General features: G+C 68.9%; 28 protein-coding genes and 1 pseudogene. 18 read left to right on the top strand and 11 right to left on the bottom strand.

Going from position 1 to position 26,402, the window contains the following annotated elements; translation table 11 throughout:
- The 3 genes from infB to A5697_RS16100 all read left to right on the top strand — a co-directional run.
- Nucleotides 1-2,092: translation initiation factor IF-2 (infB, locus tag A5697_RS16110; protein ID WP_068011374.1), on the top strand; the 2,092-nt coding region annotated here is incomplete at its 5' end.
- Between the two features lie 52 nt (nt 2,093-2,144).
- A complete protein-coding gene (gene rbfA / locus A5697_RS16105) occupies nt 2,145-2,612 on the top strand; it encodes a 30S ribosome-binding factor RbfA (protein WP_067947265.1) in 468 nt (155 codons plus the stop codon).
- A complete protein-coding gene (locus A5697_RS16100) occupies nt 2,587-3,597 on the top strand; it encodes a bifunctional oligoribonuclease/PAP phosphatase NrnA (protein ID WP_197501025.1) in 1,011 nt (336 codons plus the stop codon). Before rbfA ends, A5697_RS16100 begins: the two co-directional genes overlap by 26 nt.
- On the opposite strand, the gene A5697_RS16095 is transcribed toward A5697_RS16100, so the two are convergent.
- Genes A5697_RS16095 through A5697_RS16085 form a run of 3 tightly spaced genes read right to left on the bottom strand, consistent with a single transcriptional unit; the run spans nt 3,594 to nt 5,351 of the window.
- Entirely contained in the window at nt 3,594-4,190 is a 597-nt protein-coding gene (locus A5697_RS16095) for a hypothetical protein (protein WP_068011373.1), read from the bottom strand. The two genes, A5697_RS16100 and A5697_RS16095, sit on opposite strands and share 4 nt — an antisense overlap.
- Before the next feature lie 22 nt (nt 4,191-4,212).
- Nucleotides 4,213-4,584 (bottom strand): hypothetical protein, encoded by a 372-nt coding sequence (locus A5697_RS16090; RefSeq protein ID WP_067947258.1) that lies wholly within the window; start codon nt 4,582-4,584, stop codon nt 4,213-4,215.
- Nucleotides 4,585-4,601: 17 nt separating this feature from the next.
- Nucleotides 4,602-5,351: an enoyl-CoA hydratase gene (locus A5697_RS16085; RefSeq protein WP_067947256.1), complete on the bottom strand. Its 750-nt coding sequence runs from the start codon at nt 5,349-5,351 to the stop codon at nt 4,602-4,604.
- 43 nt (nt 5,352-5,394) lie between these two features.
- Between A5697_RS16085 and A5697_RS16080 the strand changes: the two genes are divergently transcribed.
- Complete coding sequence (locus A5697_RS16080) at nt 5,395-5,664, top strand: DUF2277 family protein (RefSeq protein ID WP_068011372.1); 270 nt, start codon at nt 5,395-5,397, stop codon at nt 5,662-5,664.
- Complete coding sequence (locus A5697_RS16075) at nt 5,661-6,221, top strand: DUF1802 family protein (RefSeq protein WP_068011371.1); 561 nt, start codon at nt 5,661-5,663, stop codon at nt 6,219-6,221. The genes A5697_RS16080 and A5697_RS16075 overlap by 4 nt, the downstream gene beginning before the upstream one ends.
- On the opposite strand, the gene A5697_RS16070 is transcribed toward A5697_RS16075, so the two are convergent.
- Together A5697_RS16070 and A5697_RS16065 are read right to left on the bottom strand one after the other, a co-directional pair.
- Nucleotides 6,180-7,898 carry a CocE/NonD family hydrolase gene (locus tag A5697_RS16070; RefSeq protein ID WP_068011370.1) on the bottom strand — a complete coding sequence of 573 codons (1,719 nt, stop codon included), beginning with the start codon at nt 7,896-7,898 and terminating at the stop codon, nt 6,180-6,182. The genes A5697_RS16075 and A5697_RS16070 overlap by 42 nt on opposite strands.
- Before the next feature lie 28 nt (nt 7,899-7,926).
- Nucleotides 7,927-8,511: a DUF3558 domain-containing protein gene (locus A5697_RS16065; protein WP_067947247.1), complete on the bottom strand. Its 585-nt coding sequence runs from the start codon at nt 8,509-8,511 to the stop codon at nt 7,927-7,929.
- Between the two features lie 148 nt (nt 8,512-8,659).
- Between A5697_RS16065 and A5697_RS16060 the strand changes: the two genes are divergently transcribed.
- From A5697_RS16060 to A5697_RS16045, 4 genes are read left to right on the top strand one after another with little or no spacing between them, the layout of a single operon-like run.
- The gene (locus tag A5697_RS16060; protein WP_068011369.1) at nt 8,660-9,637 is read left to right on the top strand and encodes a metallophosphoesterase; all 978 of its coding nucleotides are present in this window, start codon (nt 8,660-8,662) and stop codon (nt 9,635-9,637) included.
- Nucleotides 9,634-10,311: a 4'-phosphopantetheinyl transferase gene (locus A5697_RS16055; RefSeq protein WP_067947243.1), complete on the top strand. Its 678-nt coding sequence runs from the start codon at nt 9,634-9,636 to the stop codon at nt 10,309-10,311. The genes A5697_RS16060 and A5697_RS16055 overlap by 4 nt, the downstream gene beginning before the upstream one ends.
- On the top strand, nt 10,308-11,210 hold the full coding sequence (gene truB, locus A5697_RS16050) for a tRNA pseudouridine(55) synthase TruB (protein ID WP_067947241.1): 903 nt from the start codon (nt 10,308-10,310) through the stop codon (nt 11,208-11,210). Before A5697_RS16055 ends, truB begins: the two co-directional genes overlap by 4 nt.
- Nucleotides 11,211-11,254: 44 nt before the next feature.
- Nucleotides 11,255-12,445, top strand: a complete 1,191-nt coding sequence (locus A5697_RS16045) for a lipid-transfer protein (protein WP_068011368.1) — start codon at nt 11,255-11,257, stop codon at nt 12,443-12,445.
- 142 nt (nt 12,446-12,587) lie between these two features.
- Here the strand turns inward: A5697_RS16045 and mntR are convergent, their stop codons facing one another.
- A complete protein-coding gene (mntR, locus tag A5697_RS16040) occupies nt 12,588-13,280 on the bottom strand; it encodes a manganese-binding transcriptional regulator MntR (protein WP_067947237.1) in 693 nt (230 codons plus the stop codon).
- Between the two features lie 101 nt (nt 13,281-13,381).
- Between mntR and A5697_RS16035 the strand changes: the two genes are divergently transcribed.
- Complete coding sequence (locus tag A5697_RS16035; RefSeq protein ID WP_068011367.1) at nt 13,382-14,359, top strand: bifunctional riboflavin kinase/FAD synthetase; 978 nt, start codon at nt 13,382-13,384, stop codon at nt 14,357-14,359.
- A gap of 12 nt (nt 14,360-14,371) precedes the next feature.
- Here A5697_RS16035 and A5697_RS16030 read toward each other — a convergent pair whose 3' ends face one another.
- A complete protein-coding gene (locus tag A5697_RS16030) occupies nt 14,372-14,857 on the bottom strand; it encodes an SRPBCC domain-containing protein (RefSeq protein WP_068011366.1) in 486 nt (161 codons plus the stop codon).
- Between the two features lie 3 nt (nt 14,858-14,860).
- A complete protein-coding gene (locus tag A5697_RS16025) occupies nt 14,861-15,202 on the bottom strand; it encodes a helix-turn-helix transcriptional regulator (protein ID WP_067947271.1) in 342 nt (113 codons plus the stop codon).
- Between the two features lie 171 nt (nt 15,203-15,373).
- Between A5697_RS16025 and rpsO the strand changes: the two genes are divergently transcribed.
- The 4 genes from rpsO to A5697_RS16005 all read left to right on the top strand — a co-directional run bounded on the left by rpsO (nt 15,374) and on the right by A5697_RS16005 (nt 20,595).
- Complete coding sequence (gene rpsO / locus A5697_RS16020) at nt 15,374-15,643, top strand: 30S ribosomal protein S15 (protein WP_067199669.1); 270 nt, start codon at nt 15,374-15,376, stop codon at nt 15,641-15,643.
- 306 nt (nt 15,644-15,949) lie between these two features.
- Nucleotides 15,950-18,205 carry a polyribonucleotide nucleotidyltransferase gene (locus A5697_RS16015; RefSeq protein ID WP_082953430.1) on the top strand — a complete coding sequence of 752 codons (2,256 nt, stop codon included), beginning with the start codon at nt 15,950-15,952 and terminating at the stop codon, nt 18,203-18,205.
- The gene (locus A5697_RS16010; RefSeq protein ID WP_067947269.1) at nt 18,183-19,565 is read left to right on the top strand and encodes a pitrilysin family protein; all 1,383 of its coding nucleotides are present in this window, start codon (nt 18,183-18,185) and stop codon (nt 19,563-19,565) included. The genes A5697_RS16015 and A5697_RS16010 overlap by 23 nt, the downstream gene beginning before the upstream one ends.
- A 4-nt stretch (nt 19,566-19,569) precedes the next feature.
- Entirely contained in the window at nt 19,570-20,595 is a 1,026-nt protein-coding gene (locus A5697_RS16005) for a nitronate monooxygenase (protein ID WP_068011364.1), read from the top strand.
- Here A5697_RS16005 and ald read toward each other — a convergent pair.
- Complete coding sequence (gene ald, locus A5697_RS16000; protein WP_067950756.1) at nt 20,592-21,707, bottom strand: alanine dehydrogenase; 1,116 nt, start codon at nt 21,705-21,707, stop codon at nt 20,592-20,594. The two genes, A5697_RS16005 and ald, sit on opposite strands and share 4 nt — an antisense overlap.
- A gap of 99 nt (nt 21,708-21,806) precedes the next feature.
- Between ald and A5697_RS15995 the strand changes: the two genes are divergently transcribed.
- A complete protein-coding gene (locus A5697_RS15995) occupies nt 21,807-22,268 on the top strand; it encodes an SRPBCC family protein (RefSeq protein WP_067950758.1) in 462 nt (153 codons plus the stop codon).
- A 9-nt stretch (nt 22,269-22,277) separates the two neighbouring features.
- Nucleotides 22,278-23,073, top strand: a pseudogene (locus A5697_RS15990) (flavin-containing monooxygenase).
- On the opposite strand, the gene A5697_RS15985 reads toward A5697_RS15990, so the two are convergent.
- Entirely contained in the window at nt 23,060-23,566 is a 507-nt protein-coding gene (locus tag A5697_RS15985) for a GNAT family N-acetyltransferase (RefSeq protein ID WP_082953429.1), read from the bottom strand. The pseudogene A5697_RS15990 and the gene A5697_RS15985 sit on opposite strands and share 14 nt — an antisense overlap.
- Before the next feature lie 2 nt (nt 23,567-23,568).
- Nucleotides 23,569-24,144 carry a TetR/AcrR family transcriptional regulator gene (locus A5697_RS15980; RefSeq protein ID WP_369806123.1) on the bottom strand — a complete coding sequence of 192 codons (576 nt, stop codon included), beginning with the start codon at nt 24,142-24,144 and terminating at the stop codon, nt 23,569-23,571.
- A 168-nt stretch (nt 24,145-24,312) separates the two neighbouring features.
- Between A5697_RS15980 and A5697_RS15975 the strand changes: the two genes are divergently transcribed.
- Nucleotides 24,313-25,320, top strand: coding sequence for a Rieske 2Fe-2S domain-containing protein (locus A5697_RS15975; protein WP_068011362.1), 1,008 nt, complete (start codon nt 24,313-24,315; stop codon nt 25,318-25,320).
- A complete protein-coding gene (locus A5697_RS15970) occupies nt 25,317-26,399 on the top strand; it encodes a dihydrodipicolinate reductase (protein ID WP_068011361.1) in 1,083 nt (360 codons plus the stop codon). The genes A5697_RS15975 and A5697_RS15970 overlap by 4 nt, the downstream gene beginning before the upstream one ends.
- Nucleotides 26,400-26,402: the final 3 nt, after the last annotated feature.

Genomic DNA, 26,402 nt, shown 5'->3' with positions numbered 1-26,402 from the left:
AGCCCCGCGGCCCGGCGGTGGCCGACCCGGCGGTCCCGGCGGCCGTGACGGCGGCGGCGGCAACTACCGCGGCGGCGGTGGCGGCGGCGTCGGCGCCCCGCCCGGGGGTGGCGGAGGGTTCCGCGGCCGTCCCGGTGGCGGCGGCGGCGGTGGCCGTCCCGGTCAGCGCGGCGGCGCGGCCGGCGCGTTCGGCCGTCCCGGTGGTGCGCCCAGGCGCGGTCGCAAGTCCAAGCGGGCGAAGCGCGCCGAGTACGAGAACATGCAGGCGCCGGTCGTCGGCGGCGTGCGGTTGCCGCACGGCAACGGCGAGACCATCCGGCTGGCCAGGGGCGCATCGCTGTCGGACTTCGCCGACAAGATCAACGCCAACCCGGCCTCGCTGGTGCAGGCGCTGTTCAACCTGGGCGAGATGGTGACCGCCACCCAGTCCGTCGGCGACGAGACGCTCGAGCTGCTGGGCAGCGAGATGAACTACGTCGTCCAGGTGGTCAGCCCCGAGGACGAGGACCGCGAGCTGCTGGAGTCCTTCGACCTGACCTATGGCGAGGACGAGGGCACCGAGGAAGACCTGCAGACCCGGCCGCCGGTGGTGACCGTGATGGGTCACGTCGACCACGGTAAAACCCGGCTGCTGGACACCATCCGGAACGCCAGCGTGCGCGAGGCTGAGGCCGGGGGCATCACCCAGCACATCGGCGCGTACCAGGTGTCCGTCGACCTCGACGGCACCGAGCGGCCGATCACCTTCATCGACACCCCGGGTCACGAGGCGTTCACCGCCATGCGTGCCCGCGGCGCGAAGGCCACCGACATCGCGATCCTGGTGGTCGCCGCCGACGACGGCGTGATGCCGCAGACGGTGGAGGCCATCAACCACGCGCAGGCGGCCGACGTCCCGATCGTGGTGGCGGTCAACAAGATCGACAAGGAGGGCGCCGACCCGGCGAAGATTCGCGGCCAGCTCACCGAATACGGCTTGGTCGCAGAGGATTTCGGTGGCGACACGATGTTCGTCGACATCTCCGCCAAGGAAGGCACCAACATCAAGGCGCTCGAAGAGGCGGTGCTGCTGACCGCCGACGCCGCCCTGGACCTGCGGGCCAACCCCGACATGGAGGCCCAGGGTGTGGCCATCGAGGCGCACCTGGACCGCGGCCGCGGCCCGGTCGCCACGGTGCTGGTGCAGCGCGGGACGCTGCGTGTCGGCGACTCGGTGGTGGCCGGCGACGCGTACGGTCGCGTCCGCCGCATGGTCGACGAGCACGGTGAGGACGTCGAGGAGGCTCTGCCGTCGCGGCCGGTGCAGGTCATCGGCTTCACGTCGGTGCCCGGCGCGGGTGACAACTTCCTGGTCGTCGACGAGGACCGCATCGCCCGCCAGATCGCCGACCGGCGCAGCGCCCGCAAGCGCAATGCGCTGGCGGCGCGGTCACGCAAGCGGATCAGCCTGGAGGACCTGGACTCGGCGCTGAAGGAAACCAGCCAGCTGAACCTGATCCTCAAGGGCGACAACGCCGGTACGGTCGAGGCGCTCGAGGAGGCCCTGATGGGCATCCAGGTCGACGACGAGGTGGAACTGCGCGTCATCGACCGCGGCGTCGGTGGCATCACCGAAACCAACGTCAACCTGGCGTCGGCGTCGGACGCTGTCATCATCGGCTTCAACGTGCGCGCCGAAGGGAAAGCGACCGAGCTCGCCAACCGCGAGGGTGTCGAGATCCGCTACTACTCGGTCATCTACCAGGCGATCGACGACATCGAGAAGGCCCTGCGCGGCATGCTCAAGCCGATCTACGAGGAGAAGGAGCTGGGTCGCGCCGAGATCCGCGCGATCTTCCGGTCCTCGAAGGTGGGCATCATCGCCGGCTGCATGATCAGCTCCGGCGTGGTGCGGCGCAACGCGAAGGCCCGCCTGTTGCGGGACAACGTCGTGGTCACCGAGAACCTCACGATCAACTCGCTGCGACGGGAGAAGGACGACGTGACCGAGGTCCGCGAGGGCTTCGAGTGCGGTATGACGCTGGGCTACTCCGACATCAAGGAAGGCGACATCATCGAGTCCTACGAGCTCGTCGAGAAGGAGCGCGCCTGACCGCCGCCGACGATGCAGAACGAAGTGATGAGGAGAAGGCGGTGAATAAATAGTGGCGGACCCCGCAAGGGCGCGCCGATTGGCCAAACGCATCAACACGATCGTCGCCTCGGCGATCGAGTTCGAGATCAAGGATCCCGGCCTGGACGGGGTGACCATCGTCGACACGAAGGTCACCGCCGACCTGCACGACGCGACGGTGTTCTACACCGTGATGGGCCGCACCCTCGACGAAGAGCCGGACTACGCCGCCGCCGCGGCCGCGCTGGAACGGGCCAAAGGCGCGCTGCGCACGATGGTGGGGGCGGGCACCGGCGTGCGCTTCACGCCCACGCTGACATTCACCCGCGACACCACATTGGACACCGTGGCGCGGATGGACGAGTTGCTGGCGCGGGCCCGCGCCGCGGACGCCGATCTGGCGCGGGTTCGTTCCGGGGCCAAGCCGGCCGGGGAGGCCGATCCCTACCGGGGGTCGAGTGACGAGGACACCGGTGACGACGACCGACGCGAAGACTGAGCCGGCCCGGGCCGCGGGAGCCGGGGTGCGCATCGACGCCCGCGGCGCGGTCGAATTGCTCTCCGGCGCCGCGACTATCGCGGTGGTCGCCCATGTGCACCCCGACGCCGACACCATCGGCGCGGGCCTTGCGCTGGCGCTGGTGCTGGACAAGTGCGGAAAAAGCGTCGAGGTCGGTTTCGCCGAGCCGGCGACGCTGCCGGAGTCGCTGGCGTCGTTGCCCGGTTGCCAGCTGCTGGTCGGTGCGGACGCGATGCGGCGCGACGTCGATCTGGTTGTCACCGTTGATGTTCCAAGCGTCAAGCGGCTGGGCGCGCTGAGCGATCTGGCCGGCCCCGGCCGCGAGTCGCTGGTCATCGACCACCACGCCTCCAACGAGCTGTTCGGGACCGCGAACTTCGTTGACGTGTCGGCGGATTCGACGACGATGATGATCGCCGACATCCTCGACGCGTGGGGCAAGCCGATCGAGCCGGACGTCGCGCACTGCATCTACGCCGGGCTGACCACCGACACCGGGTCGTTCCGCTGGGCCACCCCCCGCGCGCTTCGGCTGGCGGCCCGGCTGGTGGAGACCGGCGTCGACAACGCCGCCGTCAGCCGAGCGCTGATGGACAGCCATCCCTTCAGCTGGCTGCCACTGCTGTCACGCGTGCTGGGCTCGGCGCACCTGCTGCCCGACGCGGCCGGTGGCCGTGGGCTGGTGTATGCCGTTGTCGGACATCAGGATTGGGTCACCTCGCGGCCCGAGGAAGTCGAAAGCATCGTCGACATCGTGCGCACCACGCAGCAGGCCGAGGTGGCCGCGGTGTTCAAGGAGGTCGACCCGCAGCAGTGGTCGGTGTCGATGCGCGCCAAGGCCGACGTGGATCTGGCGGCGGTCGCGTTCGCGTTCGGCGGGGGCGGCCACCGGCTGGCCGCCGGCTATTCGACGAGCGGGCCGATCGACGACGCGGTCGCGTCGCTGCGCGCCGCCCTCGATTAGAACGCCCAGCTGCCCGCCCGCTGCAGCACGAACCCGTGGTCACCGCTGGTGGTGTCCAGGCAGGCGACCAGGTTGTCGGCGCCGACGGCGCACGTGACGTTCAGGTAGGTCAGCTTCTGACCTGCACCCAACAACTTGCCGCCCGGTGGCAGGGCGGCCGGGTTGCCGTCGCATCCGCCGTAGGACATGCGGCTCAACTGGTAGCCCGGTCCCTTGAACTCGGCCGAACCCACCAGGCAATCGCCCGGGTGCGGGCGCCCGCCGAGGACGGGGACGTCGTCGATGCCGGGCATGTCGCCCTTGCACTTGATGTCCTGTGACGGCTGCGGCGCGGGCGCCGGGCCGCCATAGAAGTCACACACCAAGGAGTATGGGGTGGAGAAGCTGATCCGCGGCGGGGTACTCGGGCCACTGCTGATGACGTAGCCGTCCGCCGGCACTGGTGCGAAACCGTCCAGGTTGGGAAATCCCGCGGGCGGCTGCGCGGCCGCGCGCGGCGCTGTGCCCACCATTGTGATCACCGTTGCGACCGCCGCGGTGAGCACCACGGCGCACGCGAGCAACCTCCCGAGGACGTCCAGGACCAAACGCATCAGCTGATCGTATTGGTTGCCCTCAGTTCACCCACAAGCCAGCGGCGATCAGAACTGACACAACGGCGATGACCAGGCCCAACGCCGGCCATTTCCACATCCCGGCCCGACGCCGGATGCCGGTGACGAGCGCCCCGACGCATGACACCAGCAGGGCCAGCGCGATCCCGCCCGCGATGACGACGGTCCCGGTGAAGGTGCGGTGGACGAAGTGCGTGACGGCGGGGCTGTCGCAGTTGTCGCTGCATATCGGCAGCATCAGCCACATCGAGGACAACAACGCCAGGGCGACTGAAACGGCGCTGACCGCCAGCTCCGCGACGAAGAGCAGCACGGTCGCGACGATGTCCGCGGTCGGTCGTCGCCACGGCGCGGGCGGCGGAAATTGGATCATCGACGAGGCCGGCGCGACTAGCGGACCTGCGCCCGCCCGCGCTGCAGCACCGCCTCGCGGTTAGCGGCGATGTCGTCGCCGCTGGTCCGGAACTGGCGGGCCGCCATCGCTTCCAGCCACAGGCCCGCGCTGGTCTGCGAGTCGTCGATCCGGTGATAGGACGCCAGCAGCGCGCGCACCGCATCCTGGTTGTTGCCGACGATCGACGCGGCCACCTGGCGTGCGGCGGGCAGCAGCTGGTCGTGCGGCACCACCTCGGTCACCAGCCCGGCACGCAGCGCGTCGGTGGCCGACAGGTAGTCCCCGGTCATGCTCATCCGGCGGGCCAGGCCGACGCCGACCTTCTGCGGCAGCCGCACGCTCAGCCCCCAGGTGGGCAGCAGGCCGACGCGAGCGTGGGTGTCGGCGAAGCGGGCGTTCTCCGAGGCGATCAGGATGTCGCAGTACAGGGCCAGCTCCAGCCCGCCGGTCACCGCGGCGCCGTTGATCGCACCGATGACCGGCTTGCTCAGCGGAGGCCACCGTGGGGAGATGTCCGGAAGCGCCGAGGAACCGCCCAACTCCTTGAGATCCAGGCCCGCACAGAACACCGGGTCGGCGCCGGTCACGATGACGACGTCGACGGCGTCGTCGGCTTCCGCGTCGGCCAGCGCCCCGAAGAATCGATCCCGCAGCGCCGAAGACAGCGCGTTGCGGGACTGCGGCCGGTTGAGGGTCAGGGTGCGCACCCGCTCGTCGGTTTCGATCAGCAGGATGTCGTCGCTCATGAGATCACCGTAAAGGGTCGCCGGCCCCGCCTATCGTTGAGGCATGTGCCGGAACATCACCGAGTTGCGCGGGTTGCAACCGTCGGCGACCGCCGAGGAGATCGCGGCGGCGGCCCGCCAGTATGTGCGCAAGGTCAGCGGGATCACCCGACCCTCGGCGGCGAACGCAGACGCCTTCGAGGCGGCGGTTGCCGAGGTCACCGAGACGACGGCCCGATTGTTGGCGGCCCTGCCTCCGCGGCGCCAGCCGCCCAAGACCGTCCCACCGTTGCGCCGGCCCGAGATCATCGCCCGCCTGGCCGGGGCGCAGTGACGCACACCGCAACCACGCCCGCTCTCAAGGAGTGGAGCGCGGCGGTGCACGCCCTGCTAAACGGGCGACAGCAGGTGCTGCTACGCAAGGGCGGCATCGGGGAGAAGCGCTTCGAGTTGGCCGCCTCCGAGTTCCTCCTGTTCCCGACGGTCGCCCACAGCCACTTCGAGCGCGTGCGGCCCGAGCATCGCGACCTGCTCGAGGCGGCCGCCGCCGACAGCACCGACGACCGTCTGGTGATCCGGGCGGCCGCGAAAGTCGTTGCCGCCGTGGCGGTTAACCAGCCAGACCGGCTGGCGGAAATCGAGGACCTGCACATCTGGACCGGCGATTCGGTGCGCGCCGACCGGCTCGACTTCCGCCCGAGGCACAAGCTGGCCGTGCTGGTGGTGTCGGTGCACCCGCTGGCCGAGCCGGTGCAGATCACCCGGACGCCCGACTACGGCGGCTGCAAAAGCTGGGTGGAGCTGCCCCTGCGGGAGCCGCTCGCGGCGCCCGTTCACGACGACGCCGCGCTAGCCGAGGTCGCCGCCCGCGTCCGCCGCGCCGTTGGCTGACAGGTCGAGCGGGCCGACGGGCAGCAGCAGCCTGGAACGTCCGTAGCGCACCGTGTGGGTGGCCGGCTCGGACTGTCGGCCCGTCAGAATCGGCTCGTCGGTGCCCAGGTTGCGCGCGTAGCGGGGGAACCAGCTGCCGGCGATCAGCAGGCGGATGCGGGAGCCGGCGCGGAAGCGGTGGGCGATGCCGTCTAGTTCGACGCGGACGGTCCCCTTCGACGATTTCTTGGCGGTCCGCAACCGCCGGTAGCCGTCGCTGACGTTCTTCGACCGGCCTTTGGCGTCGACCTCGCTCACCCGGACGAAGAGGTCGACGTGGGGAGTGTCGGCGCCGTGCGCCAGCTCGACGATCGGGGTCCCGTAGACGCACAGGTCGTGGGTGAGGGTGAGGCTGGTGAAGGCCAGCACGTCGTCGCGCGTCGCGAGCCGGCTGTCGTCGCGGTAACCGCCGTTCGGCGACAGCAACGGGCCGCCCGTGGTGGGTGTGGGGTCGGCGGGGTCGTAGCGGAAGGACGCCGGCGCCAGCCGCGTCAGGTCCGTCGGTGCGGTCTCACCGAGGTGTCCGCCGGGCCGCAGATACAGCTCGCGCTCGGTGGTGGCGGGCGGCCAGTCGGCCACACTGCGCCAACCCTGGCCGGTGACATACGCGTGGACCCGGCCGGGCCGTCGCGGGGCGGGCGCGCCGCCGAGGTGGGCGCCCAGCCAGTCCAGCGACTCCCGCGTGCAGGTGCTCAGGCCGGTGGTGAGCAGCTGGGTGTGCGTCCAGGGGCCCATGGTGAGCGCGACGTCGACGCCCCGGCCGCGCAGGTGCTCGTACTGCTGCAGCGTCTGCCTGACGAAGATGTCCTGCCAGCCGCCGATCAGCAGCACCGGCACGTCGACGCGGTCCAGCGCGTCGCCGCAGCGCAGCGCGTCCCAGAACGGATCGTTCGGGTCGGTGTGCTCGACCCACGATTCGAACCAGGGCGCGCCCGCACCGAGCAGCGCCCGGGCCGTGTCGCCCACCGGCAGCCCGAGGGCCGCCTGCGTCACCCTGCTGCGATTCTGCAGCTGGCGCAGCGCCGACCGGGCGCGCACCGGGTCTTCCTGGTGGGCGACCATGTCGCTCCAGCCGAGGAAGTCGTTGATCGCGAACGAGCCGGTACCCCACACCGAGGCGTTGAAATCGTGCGGCCCCACGGTGACGACGGCCGCGGCGAGCTCCGGCGGGGGATCGGTCATCAGCGCCCACTGGGTGAACCCGAGGTACGACAAACCGATGGTGGCGAAGCTGCCGGTGAACCAGGGCTGCTCACGCAGCCAGGCCACCGTGTCGGCGCCGTCGGCGGCCTCGTTGGCCATCGGTTCGAAATCCCCGCCCGACCCGAACGTGCCGCGGACGCTCTGCAGCACGACGTGGTAGCCGCGGGCCGCGTACAGTGCGCCGAACACCAGCGAGAACGGGAAGGAGCGCCCGTACGGCCCCCGCGCCAGCAGGGTGCCGGCGGGGAAGTCGGTGTTCGGTGTGTAGTGATCGGCCACCAGGTCGACCCCGTCGCGCATGGGCACCCGGACGCGTTCGACGGTGTACTCGGTGGTCGCCGGCGGCAGGCCCAGCAGCCGGCCCACCGCCTTGCCGCCGAGGTGTCGCAGGGCGTGCAGCGCGGGCTGGGCGGGTCGCGTCGAGGTGATACTCACGGTGCCCAGGTTAAGGCCCGAGCGGGGATCAGAACTTGTAGTACGGCGCGAGGTCGTTGGCTCGCTGCAGGTCGGTGGACATGCAGTCGACCTCGGGGTTGGAGTAGACGGTGGAGTAGTAAAGCGCCTGCTGCAGCACGCCGTAACTGGTCTTGAATGCGACCATGCAGGAGTAATACCAGTAGCTGTTGTGATACGTCGGCTTGAGCACCCAGTACTGCGCGGCGCGGTGGCCGGCGATGGTGGTCTCGACGGCGTCGGGGGGCAGCGTCGCCTCGTAGGTGCGCCAGATGATGGGCTCGACGGCCACCTGGTAGTTGCCCGCGTCGAAGTGGCAGCGCAGGCCGTCTTCGTGCTCGGGCGGTGTGAACGCCAGGCCGAGCCGCTGGATGACGTCGAACGGGATGTCCTCGCACGCGTCGAACGGGCGCGGGTCGGTGGTGGCCACGATCGGGCTCTTCATCGTGGTTTCCATCGGCGCCGCCGTCGAGCGCAGCTCGACGCGCCCGCCCCCGGTTGGCCCCTGAGCGCCGCCCTGCCACCCGGCCGTGCCGGCGATGGCCGCCGCGATCACGGCACCGATGGCCCCGATCAGACGTATCTTGGCGAACACGACACCCCCTGACGGCTCCCTGGCCCTTGCCGGGAGTGTACAAGTCGCCTCCCGCGCGGTCACCGGTAAACAAGAACACGTTCCAATGCCGGCGAGCAAGGCGCGGCCCCAGCCGGCCCCGCACCGCGGGTCATTAGGCTGGTTAACCGTGGCTGGTCAAAATGCGGGGCAGGAATCGACCAATGGGGGACAACCCACGCTGTGGGCCGTCTCCGACCTGCACACCGGTCACCTGGGCAACAAGCCGGTCACCGAGTCGCTGCACCCGTCCTCGCCGGAGGACTGGCTGATCGTCGCCGGTGACGTCGCCGAACGCACCGACGAGATCCGCTGGGCCCTGGACCTGCTGCGCCGGCGCTTCGCCAAGGTGATCTGGGTGCCCGGCAACCACGAGTTGTGGACCACGACGCGGGATCCGGTGCAGGTCTTCGGCAGGGCCCGCTACGAGTACCTGGTCCACATGTGCGACGAGATGGGCATCGTCACGCCGGAGCATCCCTTCCCGGTGTGGACCGAGCGCGGCGGCCCGGCCACGATCGTGCCGATGTTCCTGCTCTACGACTACAGCTTCTTGCCCGAGGGGGCGGCGAGCAAAGCCGAGGGCCTGACCATCGCGCGGGAGCGCAACGTGGTCGCCACCGACGAATTCCTGCTGTCGTCGGAGCCGTACCCCACCCGGGAAGCGTGGTGCCAGGAGCGGCTCGCCACCACGCGGACCCGCCTCGAGCAACTCGACTGGATGACGCCGACCGTCCTGGTGAACCATTTCCCGCTGGTCCGCGAGCCCTGCGACGCGTTGTTCTACCCGGAGTTCTCGCTGTGGTGTGGGACCACCAAGACCGCCGACTGGCACACCCGCTACAACGCGGTCTGTTCGGTCTACGGTCACCTGCACATTCCGCGCACCACCTGGTACGACGACGTGCGCTTCGAGGAGGTGTCGGTGGGATACCCGAGGGAGTGGCGGCGCCGCAAGCCGCACAGCTGGCTGCGCCAGGTGTTGCCCGACCCGCAATACGCGCCGGGATACCTCAACGACTTCGGCGGCCACTTCGAGATCACTCCCGAGATGCGGCAGCAGGCCGCACAGTTCCGGGAACGGTTGCGGCAGCGGCAATCACGATGACGGACAAGCTGGTCTCCTCGGTGCTGCCCGACATGGGCGAGCTCGCCTACTCGGAGCTGTACTCCGACCCGCCGGACCTCGTTCCCCTGCCCGAAGAGGAGCCGCTGATCGCCAAGTCGGTGGCCAAGCGACGCAACGAGTTCGTCACCGTCCGGCACTGCGCCCGGGTCGCGATGGGCGAGCTCGGCCTGCCGCCGGTGCCGATCCTCAAGGGGGAGAAGGGCGAACCGTGCTGGCCCGACGGCGTGGTGGGCAGCCTCACCCACTGCACCGGCTATCGCGGTGCGGTCGTCGGCCGCAGCGAAGCGGTGCGCTCGGTGGGCATCGACGCCGAACCGCACGACGTGCTGCCGGACGGCGTGCTGAACGCGATCAGCCTGCCCGAAGAGCGACACGAGATGACGACGCTGCCCGCCGGCCTGCACTGGGACCGAATCCTGTTCTGCGCCAAGGAAGCAACGTACAAGGCCTGGTTCCCGTTGACCAAGCGCTGGCTGGGTTTCGAGGACGCCCACATCGTGTTCGACCTCGACCCGCCGGACGGGGAGACCACCGGGGTTTTCGTGTCCAAGATCCTGATCGACGGGCAGACCCTCGACGGGCCACCTCTGACCGCGCTGAGGGGCCGGTGGTCGGTCGAGCGGGGACTGGTGCTGACCGCCATCGTGCTATGAGTGGCGGCCCGGGGCCCGGTCCGGGATTGGTCGTCGTCGACAAGCCGGCCGGGATGACCAGTCACGACGTGGTGGGCCGCTGCCGCCGCATCTTCGCCACCCGCAGGGTGGGGCACGCCGGGACGCTGGACCCGATGGCCACCGGCGTGCTGGTGATCGGCGTCGACCGCGCCACCAAGATCCTCGGCCTGTTGACCGCGGCCGCCAAGTCCTACACCGCCACCATTCGGCTGGGCCAGACCACCTCCACCGAGGACGCCGAAGGAGAAGTGCTGCACAGCGTTTCGGCCGCGCACCTGACGCGAGAGGAGATCGTGGCCGCGGTCGCCGGCCTGCGCGGCGATATCGAGCAGGTGCCGTCCGCGGTCAGCGCGATCAAGGTGGATGGGCGGCGCGCCTATCGGCTGGTTCGCGAGGGCCAGACAGTCGAACTCGAGGCCCGGCCGGTGCGCATCGACCGGTTCGAGGTGCTCGATGTCCGGTCCGAGGGCCAGTTCGTCGACGTCGACGTGGAGGTCGACTGCTCGTCGGGAACCTACGTTCGCGCGCTGGCCCGCGACGTCGGCGCCGCGCTCGGCGTTGGCGGGCATCTGACGGCGCTGCGGCGCACCCGCGTCGGTCGCTTCACCCTGCAGCAGGCCCGCTCGCTCGACGACCTGGCCGAGCGGCCCGGCCTGTCGTTGACCCTCGACGAGGCGTGCCTGCTGATCTTCCCGCGCCGCGACCTGACCGCCGGGGAGGCCGAAGCGGCGGCCAACGGGCGAGCGCTCGCGCCTGCCGGCATCGACGGCGTCTACGCCGCCTGCGACGCCGCCGGGCGGGTGATCGCGCTGCTGCGCGACGAGGGCTCACGCACCAAGTCGGTGGTTGTGATCAGACCCGCGACGCTCCAGGAATAGGCTGAGGCGCGGATCTCTCCAGCCTGTCGAAGAAGGGGCGCGCTATGTCCAACAAGGTTTACGTCGTCGGCGTCGGCATGACGAAATTCGAGAAGCCCGGCCGCCGCGAAGGCTGGGACTACCCGGACATGGCGCGCGAGTCCGGGACCAACGCCCTGTCCGACGCGGGGATCGACTACCGCGAGGTGCAGCAGGGCTACGTCGGCTACGTCGCCGGCGATTCGACGTCCGGGCAGCGGGCGCTCTACGAGCTGGGCATGACCGGGATTCCGATCGTCAACGTCAACAACAACTGCTCGACCGGCTCGACCGCGCTGTTCCTGGCGGCCCAGGCCATCCGCGGCGGGATCGTCGACTGCGCCATCGCGCTCGGTTTCGAGAAGATGCAGCCCGGCTCGCTGAGCGGCGGCGCCCAGGACCGCGAATCGCCGATGGGCAAGCACGTCAAGGCAATGGCCGCGATCGACGAGTTCGCGATGCCCGTCGCGCCCTGGATGTTCGGCGCCGCCGGCCGCGAGCACATGCGCCAATACGGCAGCACCGCAGAGCATTTCGCCAAGATCGGTTACAAGAACCACAAGCACTCCGTCAACAACCCGTTCGCGCAGTTCCAGGAGTCCTACACGCTCGAGGACATCCTGGCGGCGCGAATGATCTCCGACCCCCTGACCAAGTTGCAGTGCTCGCCGACGTCCGACGGTTCCGGCGCGGCGATCCTGGCCTCGGAGAGCTTCGTCGACCGCCACGGGCTGGCCGGCCAGGCCGTGGAGATCGTCGGCCAGGCCATGACGACGGACTTCGCGTCGACCTTCGACGGGACCGCCAAGAACCTGATCGGCTATGACATGAATGTGCAAGCGGCGCAACAGGTCTACGACCAGTCCGGCCTGGGCCCGGAGGACTTCCAGGTGATCGAGCTGCACGACTGCTTCTCGGCCAACGAACTGCTGCTCTACGAAGCCCTCGGCCTGTGCGGTCCGGGCGAGGCGCCCAAGCTGATCGACAACGGCGACACCACCTACGGCGGGCGCTGGGTGGTCAACCCGTCGGGCGGCCTGATCTCGAAGGGTCATCCGCTGGGCGCGACCGGGCTCGCGCAGTGCGCCGAGCTGACCTGGCAGCTGCGCGGCTCCGCCGACAAGCGTCAGGTCGACAACGTCAGCGCCGCACTGCAACACAACATCGGGCTGGGTGGCGCGGCCGTGGTCACCGCTTACCAGCGCGCCGAACGCTAGAGCGCGGCGGCGCCGGCGTCGAACGTGCTCTCAGGGCGAAAAATCGGGCGAAATTTCGCCATGACTGCACGTTCGGCGCTCTGAGAGTCAGCCCGATGGCGGCGACCCGCGGCGCCCGGCTTCGCCGCGCTTGCGATCGCCGCTAGCCCACCACCCAGACGGCCCGGGCGGCCGGGCTGCCCAGGTCGACCGTCGTCTCCGCGCCGTCGCCGGCTTCGATCGCCACCGAGATCATGCCGGCGAATTCCCGGCGGGTCAGCACCCGCAGCCGCGAATCGAGGTTGATGCCGACGTCGGCGAAATAGCGCAGCATCTCCGGGTCGGCGTCGGAGATGCGGGCCACCGTTCCGGTCTCACCGTCGCCGCACGCCCACAGCTGGCGGGCCGGCGGCGTGGGCACCTGCCCGTCCGAGGCCGGGATCGGGTCCCCGTGCGGGTCGCGTTGCGGGAACCCGAGCTTGGCGTCGATGCGGGCCACCAGCCGGTCCGACACCGCGTGTTCGAGCACCTCGGCCTCGTCGTGCACCTCGTCCCAGCCGTAGCCGAGCTCGTTGACCAGGAACGTTTCCAGCAGCCGATGTCGGCGCACCATCGCCAGCGCCGCGCGCCGGCCCGCCTCGGTCAGGGTCACCGCGCCGTATTTCTCGTGATCGACCAGGCCCTGCTCGGCGAGTTTGCGGATCGACTCCGAGGCGGTGCTGGCCGATACCCCTATCTTCTCGGCCAGCATCTTGGTGCTGACCTTTTCCCGGGACCACTCCTGGGCGTTCCAGATGACCTTGAGATAGTCCTGGCCGACCGCGGTGAGACCGCCACGCTCTTCGTCAGCCCTCACAACGAGAAAGTTTAGGCAACCCAAGCCTGATCGTGTGCTCCTCGACACCCTCGCGCCGACGGATCTCCCGGTGGACCGCGGCGGGCCGTAGGCTTGCGGTCGTGCAGCGGTGGCGCGGCCAAGACGAGATTCCCACGGACTGGGGCAGATGCGTGCTCACCATCGGGGTGTTCGATGGCGTGCACCGGGGCCACGCGGAGATAATCGCGCATGCCGTCAAGGCCGGGCGCGCCCGCAACGTGCCGACCGTGCTGATGACGTTCGATCCGCACCCGATGGAAGTGGTCTACCCCGGCAGTCATCCCGCGCAGCTGACGACGCTGACGCGCCGCGCCGAACTCGTCGAGGAGCTGGGCATCGACGTCTTCCTGGTGATGCCGTTCACCAGCGACTTCATGAAGCTCACGCCGGAGCGCTACGTCCACGAGCTCCTGGTGGAACACCTGCACGTGGTCGAGGTCGTGGTGGGGGAGAACTTCACCTTCGGCAAGAAGGCGGCCGGGAACGTCGAGACCCTGCGGCGCGCAGGCGAGCGGTTCGGGTTCGCGGTCGAGTCGATGTCCCTGCTCAGCGAGCACCTGAGCAACGAGACCGTGACGTATTCGTCCACGTATATCCGGTCCTGCGTGGACGCCGGTGACGTGGTGGCGGCCATGGAGGCGCTGGGCCGCCCGCACCGCGTCGAGGGCGTCGTCGTCCGCGGCGAGGGGCGGGGCATGGAACTGGGATTCCCGACGGCCAACGTGGCGCCGCCGATGTATTCGGCGATCCCGGCCGACGGCGTGTATGCCGCCTGGTTCACCCTGCTCGGGCACGGACCGGTGACCGGCACCGTCGTCCCGGGCGAGCGGTACCAGGCCGCGGTGTCCGTGGGCACCAACCCGACCTTCTCCGGCCGCACGCGCACCGTCGAGGCCTTCGTCCTGGACACCACCGCCGACCTCTACGGCCAATACGTGGCGCTGGACTTCGTCGCCCGCATCCGCGGTCAGCGCAGGTTCGACTCGGTCAAGGAGCTGATCGACGCGATGGGCAAGGACACCGACCGGGCCCGCGCGATGCTCTTGGCGCAGGACTGAACTGCCGCGACTTCAGGAAGCGACCAGGTCGTCGATCTGGTTGATCGCCGACGTGGAGCCCTCGACAACGCCCATGTCCAGCACTCGCTGAAGATCCTCGGCGGATTCGAAGGTGCACACGTAGGTCGCGCGCGTGCCGCCGTTGTGCTCGGTGAAGGTGTAGACGTTCTGCGCGACCGGCAGGTCGGGGTTCGGGTTGAAGTCCGCGTCGGCGAACCCGTCGAGAAACGAGAAGCTGTTCGGCTCGTCGACGGCGGTGATCTCCCAGTAGCCGGCGTACTTCTCGCCGTCCGGGCCGGTCATGAAGTAGGTCGTTCGGCTTCCCGGCGTGAGGCTGTGGCTCACCACGGTCGCCGGGTGCGACGGCGGCCCCCAGACCTGCTCCAGTTGCCGCGGGTCGGCGTACACCTGCCAGATCCGGGCCACCGGGGCGGCGAAGTCGGCGGTGATGGTCAGCGTCAGGGCGTCCGGGTCATGCTTGACGTCGGTCACGGGCATGGGTCAGTCCTCCTTGTTCGGGTCGGTCGAGATGAGTTCGTCGATGCGGGCGATGCGGCCCCGCCACACCTGTTCCAGCTCGGTGAGCATGCCGGCGACCGACCGCACCGCCGCCACGTCACCGCTGGCCAACTGCTCGCGACCGCTGCGCCGTTTGGTGATCAGGCCGGCCTTCTCCAGCACGACGACGTGCTTCTGCACGGCCGCAAAGCTCATGTCGTATTTCAGGGCGAGCGAGGAAACCGAGTGCTCCCCGGCCAGCGTCCGGCGCATGATGTCGCGCCGGGTGCGGTCGGCGAGCGCGTGAAAGAGGGCGTCCACCCGATCTTCCTGGTCTACGGTCACCAGCACAACGTACAACCAAATGGTTGTAGGTTGTCAAGTGCTGGGCGCTGGCCTGCGATTTCGGTGGACGTCGCCGCCGCTGATAGACTCGCCAGCCGATACGGCGTGTGCTGCAGTCCGCGGTGGCCACGCACGAGAATTTTCGCGGCACCGATTGATGGAGATGTTTTCGTGGCGCTGACCGCCGAGCAGAAAAAAGAAATCCTGGGCACCTACGGCCTGCACGACTCCGACACGGGTTCCCCGGAGGCGCAGGTCGCGCTGCTGACCAAGCGGATCGCCGACCTCACCGAGCACCTCAAGGTCCACAAGCACGATCACCACTCGCGGCGAGGCCTGTTGCTGCTGGTCGGGCGCCGGCGCCGGCTGCTGAAGTACGTTGCCCAGATCGACGTCGAGCGGTACCGCTCGCTGGTCGAGCGCCTGGGCCTGCGCCGCTGACCGCGGTCTACTGACCGCTAGGTCCGTCCGTGTAGAGTGAGAGCGTTCTGGGCCGGTTCGGCCCGAGCGAACGGTGCGGCCGCGCAGATCCGCGTGTGCCGTTCCAGCGTGTCATGACGGGAGCAGCCCAGTCTGTATCGGGCGGTCTTCGGTAGTGGCTGCCGGGCTCTCCGGATCTGGAGCAGGTCGGCCGCTTCGATCGACGGCCGCGGCCGCATCCAGACTTTTTCCTCTCGTAGGAAGCTCTCGGGTTAAAGCGTGACGACGCGAAAAAGCTGAATACCCAGAGAGGCCGTACGGACACCTATGTCTGTCGCTGAAATTGAAGAAGGCGTGTTCGAGTCGACCGCCGTTATCGACAACGGGAGCTTCGGCACCCGCACCATCCGTTTTGAGACCGGCCGGCTGGCCCAGCAGGCCGCCGGCGCCGTCGTCGCCTATCTCGACGACGAGAACATGTTGTTGTCGGCGACCACCGCCAGCAAGAGCCCGAAGGAGCACTTCGACTTCTTCCCGCTGACCATCGACGTCGAGGAGCGGATGTATGCCGCCGGGCGCATCCCCGGCTCGTTCTTCCGCCGCGAGGGCCGGCCCTCCACCGACGCGATCCTGACCTGCCGCCTCATCGACCGGCCGCTGCGCCCGTCGTTCGTGTCCGGACTGCGCAACGAGATCCAGGTCGTCGTGACGATCCTGAGCCTGGACCCCAACGACCTGTACGACGTGGTGGCGATCAACGCCGCCTCGGCTTCCACCCAGATCTCCGGCCTGCCGTTCTCCGGCCCCGTCGGCGGCGTACGCGTCGCCCTGATCGACGGCACCTGGGTCGCCTTCCCCACCGTCGAGCAGCTCGAGCGGGCCGTGTTCGACATGGTGGTGGCCGGCCGCAAGGTCGACGATGACGTCGCCATCATGATGGTCGAGGCCGAGGCCACCGAGAAGGTCATCGAGCTCGTCGAGGGCGGCGCCCAGGCGCCGACGGAAACCGTGGTGGCCGAAGGCCTGGAGGCGGCCAAGCCGTTCATCGCCGTGCTGTGCACCGCGCAGGAGGAGCTGGCCGGGGCGGCCGCGAAGCCGACCGCCGACTACCCGGTCTTCCCCGAGTACGCCGAGGATGTCTACTACTCGGTCGCCTCGGTGGCCACCGACGAGCTGGCCAAGGCGCTTACGATCGGCGGCAAGGCCGAGCGCGACGCCCGCACCGACGAGCTCAAGGCCGAGACGCTCGCGCGCCTCGCCGAGACCTACGAGGGCCGGGAGAAGGAGGTCAGCGCCGCGTTCCGCTCGCTGACCAAGAAGCTGGTCCGCCAGCGCATCCTCACCGACCACTTCCGCATCGACGGCCGCGGCATCACCGACATCCGCGCGCTGTCGGCCGAGGTCGCCGTCGTACCGCGGGCGCACGGCAGCGCGCTGTTCGAACGAGGCGAAACCCAGATCCTGGGCGTGACCACGCTGGATATGGTCAAGATGGCGCAGCAGATCGACTCGCTGGGGCCGGAAACCTCCAAGCGCTACATGCACCACTACAACTTCCCGCCGTTCTCCACCGGCGAGACCGGCCGCGTGGGCTCGCCCAAGCGGCGTGAGATCGGGCACGGCGCGCTCGCCGAGCGGGCGCTGATCCCGGTGCTGCCCAGCGTCGAGGAGTTCCCGTACGCCATCCGGCAGGTGTCCGAAGCGTTGGGCTCCAACGGCTCGACGTCGATGGGCTCCGTGTGCGCGTCCACGCTGGCGCTGCTCAACGCGGGTGTGCCGCTCAAGGCGCCGGTCGCCGGCATCGCGATGGGGCTGGTCTCCGACGACGTCGAGATCGACGGCAAGACCGAGCGTCGCTTCGTCACGCTGACCGACATCCTCGGCGCCGAGGACGCGTTCGGCGACATGGACTTCAAGTGCGCGGGCACCAAGGACTACGTCACCGCCCTGCAGCTGGACACCAAGCTGGACGGCATCCCGTCCCAGGTGCTCGCGGGTGCGCTGTCCCAGGCCAAGGATGCGCGCCTGACAATCCTCGAGGTCATGGCCGAGGCCATCGACGGGCCCGACGAGATGAGCCCCTACGCGCCGCGGGTCACCACCATCAAGGTCCCGGTGGACAAGATCGGCGAGGTCATCGGGCCCAAGGGCAAGGTCATCAACGCCATCACCGAGGAGACCGGCGCGCAGATCTCGATCGAGGACGACGGCACGGTGTTCGTCGGCGCCACCGACGGGCCCTCGGCGCAGGCCGCGATCGACCGGATCAACGCCATCGCCAACCCGCAGCTGCCGACCGTGGGCGAGCGGTTCCTCGGAACCGTGGTCAAGACAACCGATTTCGGTGCGTTCGTGTCGCTGCTGCCGGGACGCGACGGCCTCGTCCACATCTCCAAGCTGGGCCGGGGCAAGCGCATCGCGAAGGTCGAGGATGTCGTGAACGTCGGCGACAAACTGCGGGTCGAGATCGCCGACATCGACAAGCGCGGCAAGATCTCCCTCGTCTTGGTCGAGGAGGACAGCGCTGCCCCAGCCGATGCTCCGGCGGCCGCCCCTGCCGATGCCGCGACCGCCAGCAGCTGACCTGCCCCGGCCGCGCCCGACCCGTGCGGGCGCCCTGCGCCGGGGTAAGCAGATCGCCGAGGCGGAACCGGACCGCCAATCCGCACTGCGCCGCAGCACGCTTCCGGGCGGTCTTCGGGTAGTCACCGAGTACCTCCCGTCGGTGCGTTCGGCGTCGGTCGGGGTCTGGGTCGGCGTCGGATCGCGCGACGAGGGCGCCACCGTGGCGGGGGCGGCGCACTTCCTCGAGCACCTGCTGTTCAAGTCGACTCCCACCCGCAGCGCCGTGGACATCGCGCAGGCGATGGACGCGGTCGGCGGTGAGCTCAACGCGTTCACCGCCAAGGAGCACACCTGCTACTACGCGCACGTGCTGGACAGCGACCTGGAGCTGGCCGTCGACCTGGTGGCCGATGTGGTGCTCAACGGCCGCTGCGCGACCGAAGACGTCGAGCTGGAACGCGACGTGGTGCTCGAAGAGATCGCGATGCGCGACGACGATCCCGAGGACGCGCTGGGGGACATGTTCCTGGGGGCGATGTTCGGTGACCACCCGGTGGGCCGGCCGGTGATCGGCACCGCGCAGTCAGTGTCGTCGATGACCCGGACCCAGCTGCACTCCTTCCATGTCCGGCGCTACACGCCGGAACGCATGGTGGTCGCCGTGGCCGGCAATGTCGACCACGACGAGGTGGTGGCGCTGGTGCGTGAGCACTTCGGGCCGCACCTGGTGCGCGGGCGCCGGCCCATCGCCCCGCGCAAGGGCGCCGGGCGGGTGACCGGACGGCCCGGCTTGATGCTGGGCAATCGGGACGCCGAGCAGACCCACGTCTCGCTGGGCGTGCGCACCCCGGGACGTAGCTGGCGCCATCGCTGGGCGCTGTCGGTGCTGCACACCGCGCTGGGTGGGGGGCTGAGTTCCCGCCTGTTCCAAGAGGTTCGCGAGTTGCGCGGGCTGGCATACTCCGTCTACTCGACGGTGGACATCTTTGCCGACAGCGGCGCGCTGTCGGTCTATGCCGCCTGCCAGCCCGAGCGGTTCGCCGAGGTGATGCAGGTGACCAACGAGGTCCTCGAGTCGGTGGCCCGCGACGGCATCACCGAGGCCGAATGCCGCATCGCGAAGGGGTCGTTGCGCGGTGGCCTGGTCCTCGGCCTGGAGGATTCCAGCTCCCGGATGAGCCGGCTGGGCCGCAACGAGCTGAACTACGGCCACCACCGCAGCATCGAGCACACGCTGCGCAAGATCGACCAAGTGACCGTCGAGGAGGTCAATGCGGTTGCCCGCCGGCTGCTGAGCCAGCCCTACGGCGCCGCCGTCCTGGGTCCGTATGCCTCCAAACGGTCACTGCCCCAACAACTTCGGGCGATGGTAAATTAGCCCCGTGGTACTGGGCTTTTGGGACATCATGGTGCCCATCGTGGGCGCGCCGATGGCCGGCGGACCGGGCACGCCGGAGCTGGCCGCGGCGGTGTCCAACGCGGGCGGGCTCGGCTTCGTCCCGGGCGGCCATCGGAGTGCGGAGCGATTCGCCGAGGACATCGCGGCCGCGCGGGCGGCCACCACCGGGCCGCTGGGCGTCAACCTGTTCGTTCCGCAACCCAGCGTCGCCGACTGGATGGCGCTGGACTACTACGCCGAAGAACTCGAGGAGATCGCGGACTACTACCAGGTCGAGGTGGGTCACCCGCATTACGGTGACGACGACGACTGGGAGCGCAAGCTCGAGGTGGTCGCCGACGTGCGGCCCGAGCTGGTGTCGTTCACCTTCGGTGTGCCGCCGCCCGACGTCATCCGGCGGTTGGGGGCGCTGGGGCTGCTGGTGATGGTCACGGTGACGTCGGCGTACGAGGCCGGGATCGCCGTCGCCGCGGGCGCGGACAGCCTCATCGTGCAGGGACCCGACGCGGGCGGGCACCGGGGCACGTTCGCGCCCGACATGGAGCCCGGTAACGAATCGCTGCACCACCTGATCGATCGCATCCGCCACGCGCATGAGGTGCCCGTCGTCGCCGCGGGCGGACTGGGCACCGCGCGGGACGTCGCCGCCGTGCTGCACCGCGGTGCGGTGGCCGCCCAGGTCGGCACCGCGCTGCTGCTCAGCGACGAAGCGGGCACCAGCGCCGCGCACCGCACCGCCCTGAAGAATCCGGTCTTCGGTACCACCGTCGTCACCCGCGCGTTCTCGGGCCGGTACGCCCGCGGCTTGGAGAACAACTTCACCCGCCTGCTCGACAATGTGGCGCCACTGGGCTACCCGGAGGTCAACCAGATGACCTCCCCGATTCGCGAGGCGGCGGCCGCCATGGAGGACCCGAACGGGATACCGCTGTGGGCCGGAACGTCGTTCAAGGAGGCCCAGCCCGGGCCGGCGGCCGACATCATCGCGAGCCTGGTGGAAGCCGACTAGGCCAGCACGCTCGCCGGATCGGTGAACGGCAGCCCCAGGTCGCTGGCCACCCGTTCGGACAGCAACCCGCCGTCGTGCGTCGAAAGTCCTTTTGCCAGAGCGGGATCCGACCGGCACGCCGCCTGCCAGCCACGGTCGGCCAGGTCGAGCACGTACGGCATCGTCGCGTTGGTCAGCGCCACGGTCGACGTCTTGGGCACCGCGCTCGGCATGTTCGCCACGCAGTAGAACTGCGTGTCGTGCACGGTGAACGTCGGGTCGTCGTGCGTGGTCGGCCGGGAATCCGCGAAGCAGCCGCCCTGGTCGATGGAGATGTCCACCAGGACCGCGCCCGGTTTCATCTGCGCGACAAGCGAATTCGAGACCAGTTCCGGTGCCTTGGCGCCCGGCAGCAGGACCGCCCCGATCAGCAGGTCGGCCCGCGTGACCGTGCCCTCCAGCTCGTACGCCGACGAGTAGCGCGTGCGGACCTGCCCGCCGAACTCCGCGTCGAGCTGCCGGAGCTTGCTGATGTTGAGGTCGAGCACCGTCACGCTCGCGCCCATGCCGTTGGCGACCCGGGCGGCGTTGTAACCGGCCGTGCCGGCGCCGATCACCACGACGTCGGCGGGTTTGACGCCCGGGACCCCGCCCATCAGCACACCGCGCCCGCCGTGGGACCGCATCAGGTGGTAGGAGCCGACCTGCGCCGATAGCCGACCGGCGACCTCGCTCATGGGGGCCAACAACGGCAGGCTGCCGTCGGCCGCCTGCACGGTCTCATAGGCGATTGACGTTGCGCGGGAAGCCAATAACGCATCGGTGCAGGAGCGGGAGGCGGCCAGGTGCAGATAGGTGAACAGCACCTGATGCTGCCGCAGGAGGCCGTATTCGGCCGGAATCGGTTCCTTCACCTTGAGCAGCAGATCGGCGTCGGCCCACACCTGTTCGGCAGAGTCGGCCAGTTGGGCGCCCGCCGCCTTGAACTCCTCGTCGGGGATCGACGACCCTTCCCCGGCGCCGGCCTGGACGAGCACCTCGTGGCCGCGGCGCGTCAATTCGGCGACGCCGGCGGCCGTGATGGCCACCCTGAACTCGTTGGCCTTGACCTCGGTCGGTACGCCGACTCGCATGGTTGCCCCTTGCTTTGGAAGTTCGCCCTCAAGTGTGGAGAAAGTTTTGATGGGCCGCAATCGAGGTGAGACCGCGGGGGCGCTGGCTATGATCGGCCCATGACTGACCCCTGCGTGTCGGAAACCGTGCAGGTCGACGCCCGCCCGGATGTGGTGTACCGGCTCATCACCGACCTGCCCACGCTGGCCTCGTTCGCCGAGGAGGCGGTGGCGATGGAGTGGCGCAAGGGCGATGCGGCGCGCCCCGGGGCGGTGTTCACCGGTCACAACGAGAGCGGCAAACGGCGCTGGAGCACCAAGTGCACGGTCACCGACGCGGAACCGGGCCGCCTCTTCGCGTTCGATGTGCGGCACTCCGTGCTTCCGATCGCGCGCTGGCAATACGACATCGTGGCGGCCGACGGCGGTTGTCGGGTCACCGAAAGCACGTGGGACCACAGGCCCGGCTGGTTCCGCAAGATCGCCAGTAAGGCCACCGGCGTCCCAGATCGCGTGGCGGCCAACACCGAACACATCCGGCTCACCCTGCAGCGCCTCAAGACGCGCGCCGAGTCCGAGTAGCCGGCGACCATGGGACGCGATCCCGCCCTAGCCGTCGTCGGAGCCGGCATGTCGGGCATGTGCATCGCGATCGCGCTGCTGCGCAACGGGATAACCGACGTGACCGTCTATGAGAAGGCCGACGAGGTGGGCGGGACCTGGCGCGAGAACACCTACCCCGGTCTGGTCTGTGACATCCCCTCGCGGGTCTACCAGTACACGTTCGCCCGTAACCCCAACTGGTCGCACCTGTTCTCGCCCGGCCGCGAAATCCAGGCCTATTTCCGCGACGTCGCCGACCGCTTCGGGCTGCGCGAGCGCATCCGGTTCGGCACCGAGATAGTGAGCGCGCGCTTCGAGGGCGGCCGCTGGCGACTGCGCACGGATGCCGGGGACGAATCGACCGTCGACTTCTTGATCTGCGCGACCGGAGTGCTGCATCACCCTTCCCCGGGCCTACCAAACCGTGGCGCTGCCGGGCTTTCCCAACTTCTTCATGATGCTGGGCCCGCACAGCCCGGTCGGCAACCTCGCACTCACCACCGTCGCCGAATCGCAGGCCGACCACATACTGCGGTGGATTCAGCGTTGGCGGCGCGGCGAATTCGACACGGTGGAGCCGACCGGGCCGGCGACGGATAGTTTCAACGCCAAGCTGCGCGCGGCGATGCCGAACACGGTGTGGACCACCGGTTGCCAGAGTTGGTACCTGAACAAGGACGGGGTACCCGAGGTGTGGCCCTTCACCCCGGGCGAGCATCGCGCCATGCTGGCGAACACCGATCTCGGACAGTACGACTTGCGCCGAAACGTCACCGCCGGCTGAGCCGGTAGCCCAGATGTGCGACCCTGACGCCGGGCAGGGGCTCCCAGTCCAGGGTGCGTCCGTCGGCGTGAAAGTCGTTCTTCTCGTAAAAGGTTCGCGCTTGGGTGTTGCGTTCCGCGCACCACAGGACGACGTCACCCGAGGGGCTTTCGGCCAGAGCGGTGGCGAGCAGGCGCTCCCCGACACCGCGCCGCTGGCAGTCCGCCGCGATGTACAGCGAGTCGAGTTCGACCTGCTCGGGTTTCGCCGGGTCCGGTCCGAACATCGTCATTCCGATTGTCCGGCAATCTGATTCGGCGACCCACATGCTCCAGCCGGTGCGCTGCAGGATTCGCGGGTACGCCAGCACGGCCCAGCGCCGCGGCGATCCGAGAACGTCGAGGGTGGTGTCCGGCAGGATGCCGGTCCAGGATTGCCGCCAGACCGGATAGTGCATCTCGGCGACGTTCGCGAGATCGGCCGGTCCGGCACGGCGGATCGTGATGCCGCCCATCGTCACGGGCGTGATTGCTCCAGATAGGCGGCCAGCGCGTTGGTCAGGCCCCGCCGCGCCATGTCCAGGTCCGCGTACGAGCCGAGCTGGCGCTCGGACACCAGCCCGCGCATGGCGCCGGGGATCAGGGCGGCCACCTCGCGCACCCGGTCCGGGTCGACGTCCAGACCGGCGAAGGCGTTCTGGCAGGTCTCCAGCCAGCTTTTGCCCCAAGAAAACAGCTCGGCGGCGGTGCGCGGGAACAGGCGCTCCAGCTCGGCGGGGTCGCGGGGGAGCGCTGCGCGCAAATTCTCGATCGCGCGGGAATCCGGCGACGCCAATCCGGTGTAGAGGGTGTCGATGATGGCGCCGACGCGCTCGCGCAGGGGCGCGTCCGGTGAGATCGGCGTCGACAGGGTCGAGAAGGTCGCGGCGCGCCGCTCGGCGGTGCGGTGCAGCACCGCCGCCCAGAACCCGTCGGTGTCGCCGAACTGGTACTGCACGGCGCCCCAGGTCGCGCCGATCTCCTTGGCGATGCGGTTGGCCGACACCGAGCCGGGGTCGCCCGACGCCAACGACTTGAGCGCGGCTTCGAGCATGCTCTCGCGCGTGGCGTTGCCACGCCGGTTGGGGCGCCGGTTCGCGGTTCCGGCCCCGCTCACCTGCCGAGTCATCTGCCGAGCCTATCGCACGCCCAAGGTTTCATAGAGGGTACTTTGATTTCGCGGGGACGCGGCCTATCATTCGTTTTCAAGGAGGGATTCCGCATGGCTAAGCCGCCGTTGTCGATGAAACCAACCGGCTGGTTCCAGGTCGCCTGGTCCGACGAAATCGGGTTGGGCGACGTGCACAAGATGAAGTACTTCGGGCAGGAGATGGTCGCCTGGCGGGCCGAGTCCGGGCAGCTCACCGTGATGAACGCCTACTGCGAACACCTCGGCGCTCATCTGGGGTATGGCGGCAAAGTCGTCGGCGAGGTGTTGCAGTGCCCGTTCCACGGCTGGCAGTGGAGCCAGGAGGGCCGCAACGTCTGCATTCCCTACCAGGATCGGCCCAACCGCGGGCGGCGGATCCGCACCTACCCCGTGGTCGAGCGCAACGAGTCGGTCTACATCTGGCATGACGTCGAGCGCCGCGAGCCGTACTTCGACGCACCGGACGTTTTCGGCGCGTTCCGCGACGGCAGCGGCGCGGGCGGCTATTACCCGCAGCAGCGGTTGTCCCGGCCGGCCCTGGAGCTTCATCCGCAGTACGTGCTCGAAAACGGTGTCGACTTCGCACATTTCAAGTTCGTGCACAACACGCCGATCGTGCCGGTGTTCACCCGCCACGACTTCGCAGAGCCGGTGTCGTTCGTTGACTTCACCATCACCTTCGAGGGTGACGACGGGCAGAAGATCGAGGACGTCAACAGCGGCGTCGAGGCCATCAACGGTGGTCTGGGCATCGCGGTGACCAAGAGCTGGGGGATGATCGACAACCGCACCATCTCCGCGGTCACCCCGGTCGACGAGTTCACCTCCGACGTCCGCTTCATGGTCTACATCGGCCGCACGCCGCACAAAGACCCGGCCCGCGCCGAGCTCAAGGCGACCGAGTTCGGCCGTGAGGTGATCCGGCAGTTCGAGCAGGACATCGAGATCTGGTGTCACCAGCGCTATTCGGATCCACCCGCGCTGGCCACCGACGAGTACGAGGGCTTCACGGCAATTCGCAAGTGGGCCAAGCAGTTCTATCCGGATGCGTTCGCAATGCAGAAAGGCTCAACCGAATGACTAAAGCACCGATCCGCGTCTTCCAAGTGGCCACCGGGAACGTCGGCTCGGAGATGATCAAGCGGATCGCCACGCAGCCCGATCTCGAACTCGTTGGCGTGCATTGCTATTCGCCGAAGAAGGTCGGGCTCGATGCCGGTGAGCTCGCGGGCATCGAACCCAACGGGGTCAAGGCCACCGGCTCGATCGAGGAGATCATCGCCGCCAAGCCGGACGTGCTCACCTTCCACGGCGTGTTCCCCGACGAGGACCTCTATGTCAAAGTGCTCGAGGCCGGCATCAATATCGTCACCACCGCCGACTGGATCACCGGCTGGCACCGCGACAAGAACCATCCGCACCCGTCGGGCAAGCCGGTGAGCCGGCTGCTCGCCGAGGCCTGTGAAAAGGGTGGCGCGACGTTCTACGGGACCGGGATGAACCCGGGCCTGAACCAGATACTGGGCGTGGTGTGTTCGGCCGACGTCGCCGATATCGAGAACGTCACCACCATCGAGTCGGTGGACGTGTCGTGCCACCACTCCAAGGACACCTGGATCGAGGTGGGCTACGGCCAGCCGGTGGACGATCCGGAGATCCCGTCCAAGCTGGAGAAGTACACCCGCGTCTTCGCCGACAGCGTGTTGATGATGGCCGACTGCTTCGACCTGACCCTCGACGAGGTGAAGTTCAGCTACGAGCTGGGCGCGTGCACCAAGGACGTCGACCTGGGCTGGTACACCCTGCCCAAGGGATCGCTGGGGGGCAACTACATCAAGTACCAGGGCATGGTGGACGGGGTTCCCCGGGTCGAGACGCACCTGGAGTGGCAGATGACGCCGCACACCGACCCGAGCTGGAACATTAAGGGCTGCTACATCACCCAGATCAAGGGTGACCCGTGCATCTACAACAAGCACATGATCTTCCCCAAGGCCGGCGTCGACCTGTCGAATCCGGACAACTTCGCCTCGATCGGGATGACCGTCACCGGCATGCCCGCGCTGGCGTCGATCAAGTCGGTCGTGGCGGCGCCGCCGGGGCTCATCACCAGCGCCGACCTGCCGCTGCGCGGGTTCGCCGGGCGGTTCAAGAGGTAGTCG

Source organism: Mycobacterium sp. E3251 (assembly GCF_001666835.1).
In the GTDB taxonomy this organism is placed as follows: domain Bacteria; phylum Actinomycetota; class Actinomycetes; order Mycobacteriales; family Mycobacteriaceae; genus Mycobacterium.
Note: the sequence above shows the minus strand (reverse complement) of the source record. Positions and strands in the feature narration are given on the sequence as shown.

What these genes read in the sequence shown, in the direction of transcription:
- A5697_RS16080 (WP_068011372.1), top strand. Translation starts at nt 5,395, where the DNA reads ATGTGCCGGAACATCACCGAGTTGCGCGGGTTGCAACCGTCGGCGACC.
- A5697_RS16045 (WP_068011368.1), top strand. Translation starts at nt 11,255, where the DNA reads ATGTCCAACAAGGTTTACGTCGTCGGCGTCGGCATGACGAAATTCGAG.
- A5697_RS15985 (WP_082953429.1), bottom strand. Translation starts at nt 23,566, where the DNA reads ATGGGCGGCATCACGATCCGCCGTGCCGGACCGGCCGATCTCGCGAAC.
- A5697_RS16010 (WP_067947269.1), top strand. Translation starts at nt 18,183, where the DNA reads ATGCCGCGACCGCCAGCAGCTGACCTGCCCCGGCCGCGCCCGACCCGT.
- A5697_RS15995 (WP_067950758.1), top strand. Translation starts at nt 21,807, where the DNA reads ATGACTGACCCCTGCGTGTCGGAAACCGTGCAGGTCGACGCCCGCCCG.
- ald (WP_067950756.1), bottom strand. Translation starts at nt 21,707, where the DNA reads ATGCGAGTCGGCGTACCGACCGAGGTCAAGGCCAACGAGTTCAGGGTG.
- A5697_RS15975 (WP_068011362.1), top strand. Translation starts at nt 24,313, where the DNA reads ATGGCTAAGCCGCCGTTGTCGATGAAACCAACCGGCTGGTTCCAGGTC.
- truB (WP_067947241.1), top strand. Translation starts at nt 10,308, where the DNA reads ATGAGTGGCGGCCCGGGGCCCGGTCCGGGATTGGTCGTCGTCGACAAG.
- A5697_RS16085 (WP_067947256.1), bottom strand. Translation starts at nt 5,351, where the DNA reads ATGAGCGACGACATCCTGCTGATCGAAACCGACGAGCGGGTGCGCACC.
- A5697_RS16090 (WP_067947258.1), bottom strand. Translation starts at nt 4,584, where the DNA reads ATGATCCAATTTCCGCCGCCCGCGCCGTGGCGACGACCGACCGCGGAC.
- A5697_RS16030 (WP_068011366.1), bottom strand. Translation starts at nt 14,857, where the DNA reads ATGCCCGTGACCGACGTCAAGCATGACCCGGACGCCCTGACGCTGACC.
- A5697_RS16095 (WP_068011373.1), bottom strand. Translation starts at nt 4,190, where the DNA reads ATGCGTTTGGTCCTGGACGTCCTCGGGAGGTTGCTCGCGTGCGCCGTG.
- A5697_RS16055 (WP_067947243.1), top strand. Translation starts at nt 9,634, where the DNA reads ATGACGGACAAGCTGGTCTCCTCGGTGCTGCCCGACATGGGCGAGCTC.
- A5697_RS15970 (WP_068011361.1), top strand. Translation starts at nt 25,317, where the DNA reads ATGACTAAAGCACCGATCCGCGTCTTCCAAGTGGCCACCGGGAACGTC.
- A5697_RS15980 (WP_369806123.1), bottom strand. Translation starts at nt 24,144, where the DNA reads ATGCTCGAAGCCGCGCTCAAGTCGTTGGCGTCGGGCGACCCCGGCTCG.
- A5697_RS16015 (WP_082953430.1), top strand. Translation starts at nt 15,950, where the DNA reads ATGTCTGTCGCTGAAATTGAAGAAGGCGTGTTCGAGTCGACCGCCGTT.